General features: G+C 64.7%; 7 protein-coding genes. 5 read left to right on the top strand and 2 right to left on the bottom strand.

The annotated features are described in order from the left end of the window. The 5 genes from H578_RS0110175 to H578_RS15725 all read left to right on the top strand — a co-directional run. Positions 1-303: IS3 family transposase (locus H578_RS0110175; protein ID WP_022873581.1), on the top strand; the 303-nt coding region annotated here is incomplete at its 5' end. 44 nt (positions 304-347) lie between these two features. Next, a complete protein-coding gene (locus tag H578_RS16235; RefSeq protein WP_022873580.1) occupies positions 348-11,102 on the top strand; it encodes a DUF11 domain-containing protein in 10,755 nt (3,584 codons plus the stop codon). Beyond that, positions 11,102-11,881 (top strand): DUF11 domain-containing protein, encoded by a 780-nt coding sequence (locus H578_RS0110165; protein ID WP_022873579.1) that lies wholly within the window; start codon positions 11,102-11,104, stop codon positions 11,879-11,881. Before H578_RS16235 ends, H578_RS0110165 begins: the two co-directional genes overlap by 1 nt. A 25-nt stretch (positions 11,882-11,906) precedes the next feature. Next, a complete protein-coding gene (locus tag H578_RS0110160) occupies positions 11,907-13,754 on the top strand; it encodes an ABC-F family ATP-binding cassette domain-containing protein (protein WP_022873578.1) in 1,848 nt (615 codons plus the stop codon). Between the two features lie 39 nt (positions 13,755-13,793). Then, positions 13,794-15,365 (top strand): serine/threonine protein kinase, encoded by a 1,572-nt coding sequence (locus H578_RS15725; RefSeq protein ID WP_051130863.1) that lies wholly within the window; start codon positions 13,794-13,796, stop codon positions 15,363-15,365. A gap of 3 nt (positions 15,366-15,368) precedes the next feature. Here H578_RS15725 and H578_RS0110150 read toward each other — a convergent pair whose 3' ends face one another. Together H578_RS0110150 and H578_RS0110145 are read right to left on the bottom strand one after the other, a co-directional pair. Further along, on the bottom strand, positions 15,369-16,667 hold the full coding sequence (locus tag H578_RS0110150; protein WP_022873577.1) for a hypothetical protein: 1,299 nt from the start codon (positions 16,665-16,667) through the stop codon (positions 15,369-15,371). After that, the gene (locus H578_RS0110145; protein WP_022873576.1) at positions 16,639-16,956 is read right to left on the bottom strand and encodes a hypothetical protein; all 318 of its coding nucleotides are present in this window, start codon (positions 16,954-16,956) and stop codon (positions 16,639-16,641) included. Before H578_RS0110145 ends, H578_RS0110150 begins: the two co-directional genes overlap by 29 nt. Between the last annotated feature and the right edge of the window lie 11 nt (positions 16,957-16,967).

The following is a 16,967-nucleotide window of genomic DNA, read 5'->3' as shown; positions in this document are numbered from 1 at the left end:
GGTCCGGAGCTGATCAGCCAGGCCCTCGCCGACTGGGCCGGGCAGAAGGTCGGACTGCACTACATCCCGCCGGGGGCACCATGGCGTAACGGCTATGTGGAGTCCTTCAACAGCAGGATCCGGGATGAGTGCTTGAACATCAACAGCTTCTACTCCCTGCTCCACGCGAGGGTCGTGATCAGCGACTGGAAGTATGACTACAATCACCACCGGCGGCACTCCTCACTGGGCTACCAACCCCCAGCGGCCTACGCCGCAGCCTGCCGCCACACAAGAGAAGATCAACCCCCGCAGCTCACATAAGAACTGGACCTAACACCGGGGGCATTCCAACTGGCCAGCGCATTATGTGTGATTCGTCTGCGTTCGGTGTCTCGGCTCTGGCCTCCGGACAGAGCGCCACCATCACGCTTTACGCCCGTCTTTCCCCGGACTATGACGGCAACGGCCTCGACCTCGAGCAGCTCGTTACCCCCGGTTCGGACTACATTGACGACGACGCGTCTACACATTCCAACGGTTTCGTAGACGGTGAAGAGCACGAAGGTGCTCTCCTGCTCAACGAGCGTGAGTCTGACCTTGAAATCCACAAGCAGCTGGATACGGTTACCAACTCCTCCGGTCAGCCGATCGGTGAAGATTATGGTGCTACCCCGGGTCAGATGCTGGACTACACCGTTACCGTCGTCAACAACGGACTCTCCAGCGTGCTGCCATCTGACATCTACACGGTGACAGACGTTCTGCCGCCCAACGTGAGCCTGGTGTGGGCCTCCGGTGACTACGAGACCGAGACCATCACCAATGAGGATGACGAGGAGCAGACCGTCATCACGTGGGAGGTGACTGGTCCTCTCGCACCTAACCTCCCCACGAACTTCTACTACCGCACACAGTTGGACACTGATGCCGTCGATGGAGACCTCGTGCGTAACGAGGTGGAAGTCGAGCACGAGCACGATCCCAATGACGATAACAACGAGGACTATGTCCAAATTGAGGTCGGCACTGCAACCGCCGATGTCGGGATCAGCAAGCAAGTCCAGCTCACGGATGAGCAAGAGTCTGATGGAGTACGTCCAGGCGAGACTTTCGACTACCTCTTCGAGGTCAATAACCGCGGCCCCTCCACGGCCCAGAACGTAGAGATCACTGATCCGCTTCCGCCTGGTCTTGAGATCGTCGAGATTGAGGGTCGCTACTGTCGCGAGTCCGAAGAGAACCAAGGAGAGGTGCACTGTGACATCGGGGCTATGGACCCTGGAATCAGGAACTTCCTGGTCACTGTGCGTCTATCCCCTGACGCATCCGCGGATGAGTATCCCAACGCACAAGACATTCCGAACACGGCAACGGTCAGTTGGGACAACCCGCCGGCCGATGACGACGGCAGCGACGAGGACTCCTCCAGCTTCGCTCTCGGAGACGCTCAATCTGACCTGAGCCTCAGCAAGTCCACCTTCATTGACGGCAACCGGGTCAACACCACTGACGGTCTGGTTAAACCCGGCGAGCACGCCGACTTCGACCTCACTGTTACTAACAACGGCCCATCTACCGCGACCGGTGTCCAGGTCGTCGACATCTTGCCTCAAGATATGACGTTCAACAACGAGGCATATCTCGAAGGCCAGCTTCTCGATGATGACGCCTGTGAGATTGAGAGCGTCACCGTCAACGGCGAGACCCGGGAACAAGTCACCTGCGAAATCGGTGATATTGCCGAGGGAGACAGTGTGACGTTGCGCATCAGCGCCACCTTGGACTCCGGATTCGAGCCTGAAGGCGACGGCGAAGGCGGCGACTACCTCGTTAATGAAGCCTCGGTCGACATGGACTACGAGGACCCGAACCCGGACAACAACACCGACACCTCCAACATGCCGCTGGGTGAGCCTGCCGCGTGGCTGGGTATCACCAAGCAGCGTCAGAACACCGAGCAGATTCAGCCGGGCCAGACGTTCTGGTACGACATCGAGGTCACCAACTATGGGCCTTCCGATGCTCGCGACCTGGTGATTGAGGAGCAGCTCCCCAGTGCCCTCGCCAAAGTCCCAGGAACTGCCACTGTTGACGGCGATGCCCCAGGTGAGCGACCGGGATGGGACGGCTGTGTAGGCGAAGAGGGCGATGCTCCCGGGGCCTACGGTGCTCGTCTGCTCTGCCCCGTGGGGGATCTGCCGGCGGGGGAGGCCATGACCTTCTCCATTGAGGTTCGCCTGGACCAGAATTACACCGGTTCCGGTACCGACATCATCAACGCGGCTGCCGTCACCTCCACGACTTCCGGTTACGAAGAAGCCCCGGACGACGCCCCCGGAGGTATTGGCCAGCGCGTAGAAACTACCCCTGTTCCTTCTGACCAGCTCGGTCTCGGTGAGTCCCAGCTGACTCTCGGCAAGGATGCAGCTGAGTCCACTGGCATCGCGGGTGAGTACAAGACCTTTACCCTCGAAATCACCAACAACGCGCCGGCAGAAGACAGCGAGGACGAGTTCGCCATCGCCCGCAACGTGGTCCTCACCGACACATTGCCGGAAGGTATGACATATCGGAACCATGGCGGTGCAGAATGTTCTGTTTCCACGAACGATGACGGCCGGCAGGTGGTCACTTGTGAGGTCGGGGACCTTCAGGTGGGGCAGTCTGCCCAAGTCCGGATCGCTGCCAACGTCGACCCGAGTGTCCCCGCCGGCACGACGCTGACCAACGAGGCAGAAATCACCCACGACGGTGACATCGCGGCCGACTCCGTCATGGAGGACACCTTCGGCGTCACTATCAGCACCCGTGCTGACGTCTCCTTCAACACCATTACACCGCAGAGCTTGAACGTCGGCGGTGACAGCAACTACCACGTGCAGCTGCGCAACACCGGCCCGTCCGACGCTCAGAACGTGACGGTCGAATACACCATCCCGGCTGACGACGAGCACATGCGGTTCGTCGATGACGACCGCTTCCTGCGCGAGGGGTGCAGTGTGTCCAATGAAGGTCGCACCATCACCTGTGAGATCGGTACCCTTCCGGCGGGCGAGTCTATTTCCTTCCCGATCCGGGTGAGCCTCACACCGGATACCCCCGAGGACTACACCCCGGAATTGTCTGGCAGGGGAACATCGGACACGCCGATGGCGTCAGGCGAAACTGATGATGACGGAAACCCTGCCTTTGGGACGACTATCCAGAACGAGGGAATTCCTGTCTCGGTCCTCACAGACATCGAGGTGTCAAAGTCCGCGGACCAGGATGAGCAAGTCCGTGCCGGCGACACCTTTGACTACAGCATCACTGTCTCCAACTTGGGGCCGGCCGATGCTCAGAATGTCATCACTAGCGATGACCTGCCGGGTGGGCTTCGCCTGGAGGGCATCGTCGATCAGGACGGCAACTCTGTGGACGTCTACACCGATCTCGGTGAGGATGAGGAAGAAGAGATCAGCCTGCCCAGCGCGTACGGTGAGACCGTCGAGTGGTCGGCAGGGACTGTTCCGGCCAACAGTGAGCGCACCTATACCCTCACCGTGCGGGTGGACCCTGCCAAGTTGGATGACGGTTCCACTGTTCGAAACCTGGTCAACGTAGAGACGGAGACTACCGAGTCTCGCTACATCAATAACAATGCCTCCGCGGCCCTGCCCGGCGGAAGTCTGCTCACGCCGCAGGCGGAGCTGACCCTGGACAAGCGGCTCTCCAACGGGCCTGCTGGTGACAGCACTGGTCCTGTCACCCCGGGCACTACCTTCTGGTACGAGCTCGAGGTAGAGAATGACGGACCCTCCGCGGCGATGAACCCGCGAGTGATCGACACGCTGCCCTCCGCGGTGCAGTTCGTGGGCATACACGACGATCCTGATATCGCGCCTGTGGCCCAAGGCTGGCGCGGCCAGGCCAACGGCAACACGGTGGTCTTCACCTACGACGGCGCCTACGGGCCGGATCAATCCGACACCCTGTTCGTGCAAGTCCGCCTGGACCCCGCCTACACCGGTGACGGCTCCGACCTCACCAACGTCGCCACGGTCACCTCAGACACCCAGAACCCCGACGGCACTACCGAGTCCACCTCCGGCGAAGCAGTGGGCCTGCCGGGAGGGCCTGGGACCCCCGAGGCTGAGGTGGTGCTCTCGAAGTCTCTGCAGCCGCTCCCCGGTGAGGAGTACGTGGTCCCCGGCGGCCTGGCCCAGGTGTTCTTCAGCGTCGAGAACCGCGGCCCCTCCACCGCCACCGGCATCGTCATCACCGATGAGCTGCCCGATACGCTCGCTTACCACTCCGGTGCGGGCTGCTCCGGCACCGCCGAAACCTTCGGCGGCACGGTCACCTGTGATGACCTCGGCAGCATCGCCCCCGGCGGGCGCGCTGAAGCCTACTTCCAGGTCCGGATCAGCCCCGACTGGGACCCGGAGAACGACCCCGCCATCGAGAACACCGCCAGCGCCACTATCTTCACCGGCACTGACCACGAGGAGGACGTGGACTCCACCGACCCCTACCCGGATGAAGATGACCCGCAACCGCGTTCCCCCGCTACCTTCGGTGAAGGGGTACTCGGCAACGCCACCGCCGACCTGGAGATCGACAAGTCGGTGGACATGGACTCCCTCAGCGACGGTGAAGTGATCCCCGGCGAGCAGTTCGACTTCGAACTCACCGTCACCAACCACGGGCCCTCCACCGCGCGGAACGTCTCCATCACCGACACGCTCCCCGCGGAGCTGACGTGGGTCTCCGGCGGCAGCCACTCCAACGGCGAGGTCACCTTCGACCTCGGCACCATGGCCCTGAACGCCACCGAGACCGTCACCGTCACCGTGGAGCTGGACCCCAACTACGACGGGGACGGCAGCGACGTGGAGAACTCCGCCACCGTGGAGACCACCGCCACCGACCCCGTTGAAGACAATGACACCGCCAGCTCCACGATCCCCGCCGGGCAGCCGTGGGCCGATATCTCCATCACCAAGACCGCACTCGGCGACGCCGTGGCACCCGGTGAAGAGTTCACCTACGAGGTCGAGGTCACCAACAACGGCCCCTCCACCGCCCACAGTGTGAGCATCGTTGACACTCTGCCCAATGAGCTCGGGTTCGTCTCCTCCGAAGAATGCGACGGCAGCGACCAGCGCTTCGGCGGCGAAGTGATCTGCCCTGTGGTGGAGTCTCTCTCACCCAACGGGACCATCACCCACGAGATCACCGTGGTCCTGGACCCCGACTACGCCGGCTCCGGTACCGAGATCCAAAACCGCGTGGACGTCGAAGCCCGCACCTCAGACTTCGTCACCTCCAACAACCACGCCATCGAAGGTCTGCCGGCTGGTGGTGAGGCAGCCGCAGCCAGCGCTGACCTCAGCATCGACAAGACCATGGAACCCGTCAACGATGACGACCAGGTGGTCCCCGGCGGCAATGTGCTGGTCACCCTGGTGGTCACCAATGACGGCCCCTCCACCGCCACCGGTGTGCGCATCACCGATGAGCTGCCCGCCAACCTGGCGTTCGTCTCCAGCGAGGACGGCAGCTACAGCACCGTGGACAACCAGGTCAGCTTCGTCCCCGATGGGCCCCTGGCCTCCGGGGAGAGCATCACTAAGACGTTCATCGCCCAACTGAACTCCGACTTCACCGGCGACGGCAGCGACGTCGTCAACGAAGCGGAGGTCACCGCGTGGACCGCAGACCCGGACACCTCCAACAACACCGACGACGACGACCTCTCCGGTCAAGTTGGTGACGCCCAGGCGGACCTGGCCATCACCAAGTCCACCAGCTCCACTGAGGTCACCCCCGGCACATCGGTGGACTTCGACCTCACCGTCACCAACCACGGCCCCTCCACCGCGCGGGACGTGACAGTCACCGACGAGCTGCCCGATGAGCTCACCGTGACGGACACCTACGTCTACGACAACGCAGGGGAGTGCACCGAGGAGAACGGCGACGTCGTCTGCGATCTGGATGATATGGCCAACGGAGCCGAAGTCCGGATCACCGTGACAGCCACCCTGGACGCCGGGTACGCCGGCGACGGACGCGATGTCATCAACGTCGCCACAGTGGACGCGGACACTGATGACCCCAACGACACCAACGACGTCGCCGAAGCCTACGTGCCCGCCGGTGACGCCCAGGCCGACCTCGCCATCGACAAGAACGTGCTCGGTGACGATGAGCCTGTCGCCCCGGGTGAGACCTTCGAGTACGAGCTGACCATCGAGAACAACGGGCCTTCCACCGCACACCAGGTGGTCGTCCGCGACCAGCTGCCCGCCGTGCTCGCCCTAGTGGATGTGATCGAAGCCGATGGCTACACCCACTCCGGTGGTAGCGCCTACGGTGAAGAACACGTCTTCCAGCGGGATGAGCCCATGGCCTCCGGTGGCGAGGACACCATTGTGCTCGAAGTCCGCCTGGACCCCAGCTACACCGGTGGCGGCAGCGACATCCAGAACACGGCCACGGTCACCGCGCAGACCTTCGACCCCAACCCGACCAATAACCAGGCCGGGGCACCCCTCAGCGGCGGGGAAGCCGGTCTGCCCGAGGCGGAACTCGAGCTGGTGAAAGAGTTCCTCGGTGATGGGGAGATCGCTCCCGGTGAGACGGTCGACGTCGCCCTCACTGTCACCAACAACGGCCCCTCCACCGCACGGAATGTGGAAGTCACCGATGATCTGCCGAATGAACTGCGCTTCGCCGGATCCTTGGAAGGCTGTGAATCCACCACGGAAGGCCGCGGGTACGGAGAAACCGTGACCTGCCCGACCATCCCCACTCTCGCGGTGGATGAGTCCCGGACCAAGACAATCACCGTCCAACTGAACCCGAACTACACCGGTGACGGTGCGGACATCCTCAATGAGGCCTCCGCCGACTCCGATGCCACAGACCAACCGGCCACGGCCGAAGCTGACCTGGACGGTCGGATCAGTGGCCCCGTTGCGGACCTGTGGCTGGATAAGTCCATTGACCTGGGGTCCATGCACGCCGACGACGTGACCGAGGACGGCAACCCGGTGCTGCTGCCCGGGCGCGGCCTGACCTACGTCATCACCGTGACCAATGACGGCCCCTCCGATGCTGGCAATGAGATCGTGGTGCAGGACCGCTTGCCTGAGGCGCTTGAGATCCACAGCCAGCCAGGATTACCGACTAACTGTGAGGTCACCACTGACGCTGACGGTGAACTCATCGAGTGTGAGATTTCCGACCTCGCCGCCGGTGCCTCTACGACCATTGAGATCCCGGTGCTCCTGCCCGCTAACTTCGCCGGTTTCGAACGAGGCGATCTGGACCTCGAAGACCTCGATGAGGACTTCGTGGAGGCACTCGAAGAACTGGTGAACACCGCGACGATCACTGAAGACTCCGCGTTGAACAACGGCGACCCGGACCTGACGAATAATGACGACGCCGTCGGGGTCCCCGTGGGTGCTCCCCTGGCCGATCTGGAGATCGAGAAGGCGCCGCTCAACGCTTCCGAAGAGGACGGCGAGTGGGTCTTCAGCAGCACTGACCTCCAGCCGATCGCTCCCGGTGAGATGTTCGGCTATGAGATCACCGTGACCAACCACGGCCCCTCCGAGGCTGACGGAATCGTCATCGAAGATGAGCTGCCCGACCACCTGCAGTTCATCGCAGCCGCGCCCAACAACCCGGTGGACCTCGCCGGGGACGAAGCCGACTACGGAGGCTACGGCGAGCCGGTCACTTTCGATGAGTACGACGACCTCGCTTCTGGCGACTCCGTGACGGTCCGCATTGTGGTCCAGCTGCACCCGAGCTACTCCGGCAGTGCCGACGGTGTGGTCAATATCGCCACTGTCGATGCAGCCACCGCCGACTTCAGCACCCTGAACAACCGCGCCACCGCCGGTCTGCCCACTGACGCCGTCGCACAGCCGCACTCCACTGTCGGCTTCGGCACCCCCGAAGTCACCGCAGCCGATGACAACGGCAACGCCATCAGTGGCGACGTCACACCGGGCAACCGCGCCAACGTGACCATCCCTGTGGTCAACGACGGGCCCTCCACAGCCCGCAACGTCACCGTCACCTTCCCCATCCCACCGGGCATGAGCTACGACGTTCCCGATGGCTGGGAGTACCCCGAGGGTGTGACCTGCTCCGAGGTGGACGGCACTGTGGTCTGCGTCATCGCAGAGCTCAGCCCGGAGGAGGATCTGGACCTCACCATCCCGCTGCGGGTCAACCCCGATTACCTCCCCGATGAGGACACTCCCGGGCTGGTCTCCACCCCGAGTGTGAGCGGCCCCACCGTCACCCAGCGGACCGACGACGACGGTAACCCGGAGGCACCCCAAGTCTCCTTCAACGACCTCGTCGGCCCCCCACACAGCGAGCTGAGCGTGGACTCCTCGGTGACCACCCCGGATGGCCAGCCGGCAGCACCCGGCCAGCAGATCCATCACACAGTCACCGTGCACAACGATGGCCCCTCCACCGCACGGAACGTGGAAGTCACCTTCCCGTGGAGCCCGGAGCTGGAGAAACTGTCCTCCACCGGCGAGTGCACCATCGACGATGAAGCAGGCACCATCACCTGCATCATCGATGAGATCCCGCCCGGTCAGTCGGCGACGATCACCATCGTCAGCCAGATCGACCCCAGCTATGAGGGCGACGGTACCGACCTCTACACCGGCCCGGTGACCGCCACCGCCTACGACCAGGACGGCAACCCCACCTCCGACCCGGCCACGGACGACATTAACTTGGTTGAGGTCGACGGCGCCCTGGTCGGCTCCGGTTCCGCGGACCTGGCCATCACCAAGGCTCCCATCGGCACCGAGCCCGTCACCCCGGGCACCACCTTCAGCTACGAGCTGGTGGTCACCAATGACGGCCCCTCCACCGCACGGGAGATCACCGTCACCGACGAGCTGCCCAGCCAGCTCCGCCTGGAGCACGTGCAGAAGACCGTCCGGGAGACGGCAGACGCAGACTCTGATGTGCTCTTCGAAGAGGAGTGCGCCGACGGCGGCGACTACGGTGTCACCATCGAATGCGACATCCCTCAGATGGAGCCCGGCCATGTGGCCACCATCGAGGTCGAGGTCTACCTGGACCCTGCCTACACCGGGGACGGCACCGACATCGTCAATCTCGGCAGGGTCACCGCCGAAACCTACGACCCGATGCTTTCCAACAACTCCACCACCGCGGGCGTACCCTCCGGGATGACCGGCCGGCCTGCCGCCGACCTGGGCATCACTAAGACGCACGACTACGGTGAGGAGATCATCCCCGGTGAGACCTTCGATGCGACGATCTCCGTGACCAACTATGGGCCTTCGGTGGCACCGGATGTGGTGGTCACCGATGAGCTCCCCAATGAGCTCCAGGTCATCGAGGTCACCCCAGAAACCGGGGAGTGCAGCACCGGCCGCTCCACTCTGGAGTGCGAACTCGGCACCCTGGGTCTTAATGAAACGGTCACCATCGACGTCGTACTGCAGCTGGACCCCAGCTACACCGGCGACGGCGACGGTGTTTCCAATGTGGCCCGGGTCGAAGGCGCGGTCTATGACCCAGAGGGATCCAACGACGCCGACGAAGCCTTCCTCGGCCACCGTGACGAGGACGCCGACGACGGCGAGGACAACTGGGTCTCCCACGTCGCCGACCCGCAGGCCGACCTCGAGATCGACAAGACCACCGACGCCACCGACGTCGCGCCGGGGGACGAGTTCGACTTCGAGATCACGGTGACCAACCACGGGCCCTCCACCGCCCGCAACATCGTGGTCACTGACCTGCTGCCTGAAGAGCTCGTGGTCAACGAGGACGTCACCTTCGCCGACCACCCGCATTGTGAGCCGCTGCTGACCACAGAGGCCTCCCCGGTGCAGATCGCCTGCACCATGGCGGATATGCTGCCCGGCGACTCCGAGTCAGTCACCCTGACCGTCCAACTCGCCGAGGACTACCAAGGTGGGGCCACGCAGTTGGTCAACACCGCCGTCGTCGAGTCAGACACCTACGACCCCGACGAGGACAACAACGAGGACACCGCGACCGTCCCGCTGGGCGAGATCGAGGACCCGATCGTTGAGGTCCCACCGGAGGCTGTGCCCGGGGAGACCATCACCGTCGAAGGTGAGGGTTATGTGCCCGGCAGCACCGTCATCGTCGAAATCCGCGACCCGGAGACCGGAGATGTCATCATCCGGGTGGAAGTCGACGTCGACGACGACGGCCGCTTCACCGTGGACATTCAGCTGCCCCCGGGTCTGGAACCTGGCGACTACGTGGTGGTCATCATCGGCGACGTTCCCGACGTCGAAGAACCCGATGAGCAGGAAGAGCCCATCACGGTGCTTCCGCCGCAGATCACCGTGCCGGATGTCGCCCAGCCGGGTGATGAGATCATCGTCGAAGGGGAGAACCTGCCCCCCGGCGAAGAGGTCATCATCATCATCCGCGACCCGGAAACCGGTGAACCGATCGTCGAAGTCCCGGTCATCGTGGATGAAGACGGCACCATCGAGGTGCCCATCCAACTGCCCGATGACCTCGAACCCGGTGACTACGACGTCGTCATCGTCGACCCCGACACTGACGATGTCTACACCGAGGACACCATCACGATCATCGACCCGCAGATCGACGTCCCCGACGGCCCGATCCAGCCCGGGGAAGAGATCATCATCGGCGGTGACGGCCTCGAACCGGACACCGACTACATCATCATCATCCGTGACCCCGACACGGGGGAGCCCATCCTTGAGGTGCCTGTCCGCACCGACGAGGACGGCCGGTTCGAAGTCGAGATCACCATCCCGCCGGGCACCGACCCGGGCGACTATGTGGTCCAGATCATCGACCCCAGCACCGGGGAAGTCATGGACGAGGACACCATCACCGTGGTGGTCCCACCCGTGGACGATGATGACGAGCGTGATGAGGATGAGCGCGAGCCCACCGACCGGCCCGATGAGGACCGGGAAGACGACCCGAGCCGCGACGACGACCTTGCCGTCACCGGCGCGACTGTGGGTACCCTTGCACTCATCGCACTCGGACTGCTCGCCCTCGGCGCTGCCGTCTACCTGGTCAACCGTCGGAGGAACTCCTGATGAAACTCACCCCCGGAGTGCGCCTGCTGGCGCTGATGCTCGCCCTGCTGCTGGTCCTGGGGGCTGGCTGGGGACTCTTCGCCACCGCGGTCGCTGCCGAGACGGAAGACGACGACGCCGACAACGGTGCCGAAGAAGACGAACCCGAGGCCGATGAGCCGGAGGTTGATGAGGCCGAAGACGACGGCGGTCTCTCCGCCGAGGATGTCGACGTCACCATCATCAACGAGCCCGACACCGAGGGCACCCTCTCCGCCGGCGACGAGGTGACCTACAGCATCGAGGTCACCGTCGAAGGTGCAGACCTCCCCGACGCGTTCGTGGTCCATGCCCTGCCCGCCGGCTTCCAGCACGTCTCCGCCGAACCCGAAGGGGAGCTCTCCGGAAACGAGATCATCTGGACCCAACCCTTCGAAGACGGGGACACCCACACCTTCACCCACACCGTGGAAGCCGGCACCGGTGAAGAGGTCGAAGGCGGTCAGCTCGTGGAGGTCGAACACCCCGATGCGCCCGAGGCGCCCTCCGACACCGAGGTGCAGTTCACCTCCAGTGTCTGCGTGGGCCCAGCCCAGGGGCAGCAGCTGCTCGGCTGCCAGGAAGCCTGGCAGACCGTGGACCGTGAAGCCGATGAAGGCACCGGAGTCCTGCCCTGGATCATCGGCGGGGCCGTGGTGCTGTTGCTGGTGCTGGCTGCTGCGATCTACTACTTCCTCGTCCTGCGGCCGAAGTCCCAGGCCCAGGCTGAGCAGCCGGAGGACGAACCGGCCGAGGTCTGAGCCGCCTGCGTACACTAGACAGGCTATGGCTCATCTTCTCGGCGCCGAAGGGCTCTCCATCACCTTCGGTACCCGCACCGTGCTCGACCAGGTGACCCTCGGGCTGGACGAAGGCGACCGGATCGGTGTGGTGGGACGCAACGGTGACGGCAAATCCACGCTCATGCGGTTGCTGGCCCGCCGGGCCGAACCCGACGCCGGGCGGATCACCTGGCGTGGCGGGGTCACCGTCGTGTTCTTAGACCAGGCCGATGTCCTCGACCACAAGGCCAGCCTGCGCACCGCGGTCATCGGCCAGATGGCCGAACACGAATGGGCCGCCGACCCGGTCAAACGCGATGTCGCCGAAGGCCTGCTCACCGGGCTCGACTGGGACCAGCCCGTGGGGGCGCTCTCTGGTGGTCAACGCCGCCGTGCCGCCCTGGCCCGGCTGCTCATGGGCGAACACGACGTCATCATGCTCGATGAGCCCACCAACCATCTGGACGTCGAAGGGGTCGCCTGGCTCGCCGAGCACCTGAAAACCCGGTGGAAACCCACCGAAGGTGCCTTCCTCGTGGTCACCCACGACCGCTGGTTCCTCGACGAGGTCTGCACCCGCACCTGGGAAGTCCACGACGCCACCGTGGATGCCTTCGACGGCGGCTACGCCGCCTACACCCTGGCCCGTGCCGAACGCGACCGCGCTGCGGCCGTGGAAGAACAGAAACGCCAGAACCTGGTGAAGAAAGAACTGGCCTGGCTGCGCCGCGGAGCCCCCGCCCGCACCACCAAAGCCAAATTCCGGGTCGACGCCGCTAACGCGCTCATCGACGACGTCCCTGCACACCGCGATGAAGTCCACCTGAAGAAGATGGCCACCGCACGGTTGGGCAAAGACGTCATCGACATCGAGAACCTCACCTACACGGTTCCCGGGCCCGAGGGGCAACCCATGGCACTGTTCAAGGATGTGACGTTCCGCTTGGGACCGGGGGAGCGGGTCGGCGTCGTCGGCGTCAATGGAGCAGGCAAATCCACCCTGCTGCGGCTCATCGACGGGCGCATCAGCCCTGAAGCCGGCAGGGTCCGCCGCGGTAAAACCGTCCGTTCAGCGGTGCTGACCCAGGAAGTCGAAGAACTCCGGTCCCGGGAACACATGCGGGTGCTGGAGTTCATGACCGAGGAGAAGAACGTCTTCGACGTCGGGGGGAAGGAACTCTCCGGGGCCCAGTTGCTGGAAACCCTCGGGTTCAACCGCTCCCGGCAATGGACCCCCATCCGGGACCTCTCCGGAGGGGAACGACGTCGGCTCCAGCTGCTCAAACTCCTCACCGGGGAACCCAATCTGCTCTGCCTCGACGAGCCAACCAACGACCTGGACACCGACACCCTCGCCGCCATGGAAGATCTGCTCGACTCCTGGCCCGGCACCCTGGTGGTGGTCTCCCATGACCGGTACCTGCTGGAACGCATCACCGACCATCAGGTCGCCCTGCTCGGTGACGGCGCCATCCGTGCCCTCCCCGGGGGAGTGGAACAGTACCTGCGCATCCGGGCCGGAAAGGAACCGGCACCGGCGGTCGATGGCCGCACCTACCGGGGGCAGTCCACTCCCGCGACCAGCCCAGCCTCCGCAGGGGAGTCGGCACCCACCGGTGCGTTCTCAGAGGCCCAACGGCACCAAGCGCGCAAAGTCCTCAAACGCACCGAACGGCAGATGGAGAAGCTCACAGCCCGGCAGGAAGAGCTCCACGCCGCGATGGCCGAGGCCTCCCAGACGATGGACTTCGATACCCTCACCGGCTTGCAGAACGAGCTTCAGGCCGTAGAGACCGAACTGGCTGAAACCGAGGAAGCGTGGCTGGAAGCCAGCGAGATCGCAGAGTCATGACCCTGACTGAGAACACCGGTGTGCATAGACTGAGCTGCGATGGGTGACATCTTCGCAGGCCGTTACGAACTGGTCGACCCCCTCGGTGAGGGCGGTGCCGGTGTGGTCTGGCGTGTCTGGGACCACAAACACCGCCGCTACAGTGCGGCCAAAGTCCTCCGGCAGGTCGACGCCTCATCCTTGCTGCGGTTCATGCGGGAACAATCCATGCGCCTGGACCACCCCCATGTGCTCGCCCCCACAGGCTGGGCCGGTGAAGACGACAAAGTCCTGTTCACCATGCCGATCGTGCGCGGGGGATCCGTGGCCACCCTGGTGGGAGACTTTGGGCCACTGCCGCCACGGCTGGCGGCAGTGCTGTTGGACCAGCTGCTCATCGCTTTAGAAGCCATCCACACCCAAGGGATTGTTCACCGCGATGTCAAACCCGCCAATCTCCTGCTGGATGCCACCGGACGGGGACACCCGCACCTGTGGTTGGGGGACTTCGGCATCGCAGCCGGCGACGACGCCCCGCGCCTGACCCAGGGCCCCTTCGCCATGGGCACCCCGGGTTATGTGGCTCCAGAGTGCTTGCATCACGGCTGGCAACCCGATGTGCGGGCCGACCTCTACTCCGCAGGTCGGTGTGCGGTGGAGATGCTCTTGGGTACCACCCCGGAGGCTGAAGACACCGCCCGGCAAGCGTTGGCCTTCGCCGAGCTGCCGCAGCCGTTGCCTGAAGATTTCGTGGCCATGGTGGCCCGGCTGGAACACCCGGCCATCACTGAGCGGTACCAGAGTGCCACCCAGGCCCGGGATGCACTGCGCCGCACCGGGTTGCTGGAACCCGCCCCCACTGAGCACATCTTGGGGGAGATTGAAGTCTTCGACCAGATCCCGCCGCTGCCCGAAGGGTGGGGTGAGCACGGGCCAGAAGGTGATACCCCCGCGCCGCAGGGACCTTACCCGGCCACCGGGGCAGGTGTACCCGTGGAGCCCGAGCCCGCCCCGGTGGAGACCACGACTGGCCAGCCCGAGGCTGACCGGGCCGGGTCCCGGGATACTCCGGCACCAACGCGACGGGTCGAGCCGGCCGAACACCACCGGGTGGAGAGCACCCAACCGGCGCAGACACAGGGGCAGCCACCCCGTGGAATCCACCACGGTTCCCCGCAGCAGGTACAGGCTGGAACCCAAGCCAGCGCACGGCACCCTGGGCGGGGAGCACCCTCCGGGCAGGTACCCGTGCCGCAGTTGGGCTTGCGGGATGCCAACACAGTTCCCGGACCCACCTACCGGCCGCCTGAGACCCCTGAGCAGCAGGGCAACCTGACACAGCACCAGGGTGGACCGGATCAACAGTTCTCCCCGCCGCAGGGTCCCTACGCGGGCTCACCGGCAGGCTCCCCTGACACCGGGCCGAACCGGGCCGGCCCAGCCGCCCGTGCAGGGTACGCCCCGGGGCAGCACAACCACTCCGGGTACCCCCACGCCCCCTACGGCGGGTCAGACTCCGGCCAGTTGCCCGCTAGCGGGGGCCGCTCCGGAATAGGCCTGGCCATCGCCCTGCTCGGCACCGGGCTCGGGCTCGTGGTGCTGACCATCATCCTGTGGATGATCTTCGCCTGAGCATCAGTAGTGCATCGGCTGGCTGCGTGACGAACGCAGCGTCCGCACCAGGAACACCGCCCCGGCAGCCATCAACAACAGCCCCACAGCGCCAATACCCAGCAGCACACCCCGAGCCGGAGTGAAGAACCCGGTGCGCTCTTCATCGGCGGAGCCTGCGTCCTCGCCGCCGAAGGGCCAGAACCCTGAGCCCTCATCCGCCCCAGCAGTCAGGGCAGCATTGGGGTCAAGCTCCGCATCCTCCGGGTACGCCGGCGGGTCGGGCGCCTCATAGGCGATAGTGTCCACCGTGAGGCGATACGGAATGGAAACATCGGTGCCGTCGTCGTGCTCATCAGCGACCAGCACCACGTAATAGTCCCCGGCAATGCTGATCGGCCGACCACCGCGCTCATACCGGTTATTCCACGCCACGGGCACCGTCCCGGTGCGCAGCTCCGAGGCCGAACGCCCCGTCAAGGAGGTGAAGTTACCGGTGATGTACCCACCCAGGGGACTGAACGCCGCCAGGGAGACACTGTCCATGCCCCCCAACTGTTCGCTGAGCGTATCCCCGGGCTCGGGGAAGAACGCCTCGGCCTGCAGTCGCTCCCCCCAGTCCACCGGGACCCGGAAGATCTGCACCTCACCGGGCCGGACCGCGGCCTCATAGGTGCTTCCCGGTTCCAGCTGTGGCGCCTCCGCGAAGGTCCCACCCGGCTCCACCGCTTCCGCACCGGAGATGTCCCGGCCCATCTCACTCCACTCGACATCGCCGTGGTCGACCTCGAGCTCGTAGTCATCAGCGTTGCCCGGGTGCGGCTCCTCATAGATGGAGATCTGGAACGGATCGCCGACCAGCTCGGCCTCCTCAGCCCCGGAGACCGTGAGCACCAGCTCCCCGGCCTCCCCGCAGGGGTCATAGGGCTCATCCTCAGGATCAGCTTCCGGGTCGGGGAACGCCGCCAGGTGAAGCGAGGTCAACCGGTCCCGGGTGTCCCCAGAGGCCGACATCGAATTCGACGAACAGGTATCCGACTCCCAGGTGCTCAGCTGAGCCTCCAGCCAGGAGTACGCCTCCGGGGCGGTATCCCGGTGGGTGGCAATGCTGACATGCATGGCGGAATGGTCCATGCCGCGGGGGATGCGGTAATACAACGTGCCCTCGGAGAGCTCATCCACATAGGCCATACCGGGTTCCAGCTCCACGGCGTCCCCGGCATTGTGACCACCGGAGACCGGCTCCCCGGTGAGGGTGAAGCCGCTCTGGTGGGATTCATCCTGCTCATCGTCCTCATCTGCCCAGGCGGAGGCCGGAGCCATGCTCAGCACAACCGCTGAGACCAGGGCCGCAGCACCCCACCGGCACGGGCGCACCGTCGAAGAGTGAGGCTGCCGAGGCCACGCCCGCCTGTTCATCGATGTCGTCCGGGTCCGTGGTGTCTGAGCCGCGCTCCTCGGGCTCGCGGTCTTCAGGGGTGTTGTCCTCGCCGGCGTCGTCGCGCGCATCGTCCTGGCGCTCATCGGTGTCCTCGTCCTCATCCTGGGCGTGCTCATCGGTGTTCTCCTCATTGTCCACCAGAATGCCCGGGGATTTCCCAGCCTGCGACACCGGATACTCCG

The sequence above is a fragment of the Nesterenkonia alba DSM 19423 genome (genome assembly GCF_000421745.1).
In the GTDB taxonomy this organism is placed as follows: domain Bacteria; phylum Actinomycetota; class Actinomycetes; order Actinomycetales; family Micrococcaceae; genus Nesterenkonia; species Nesterenkonia alba.
This window is presented reverse-complemented; position numbering and strand designations above follow the sequence as displayed.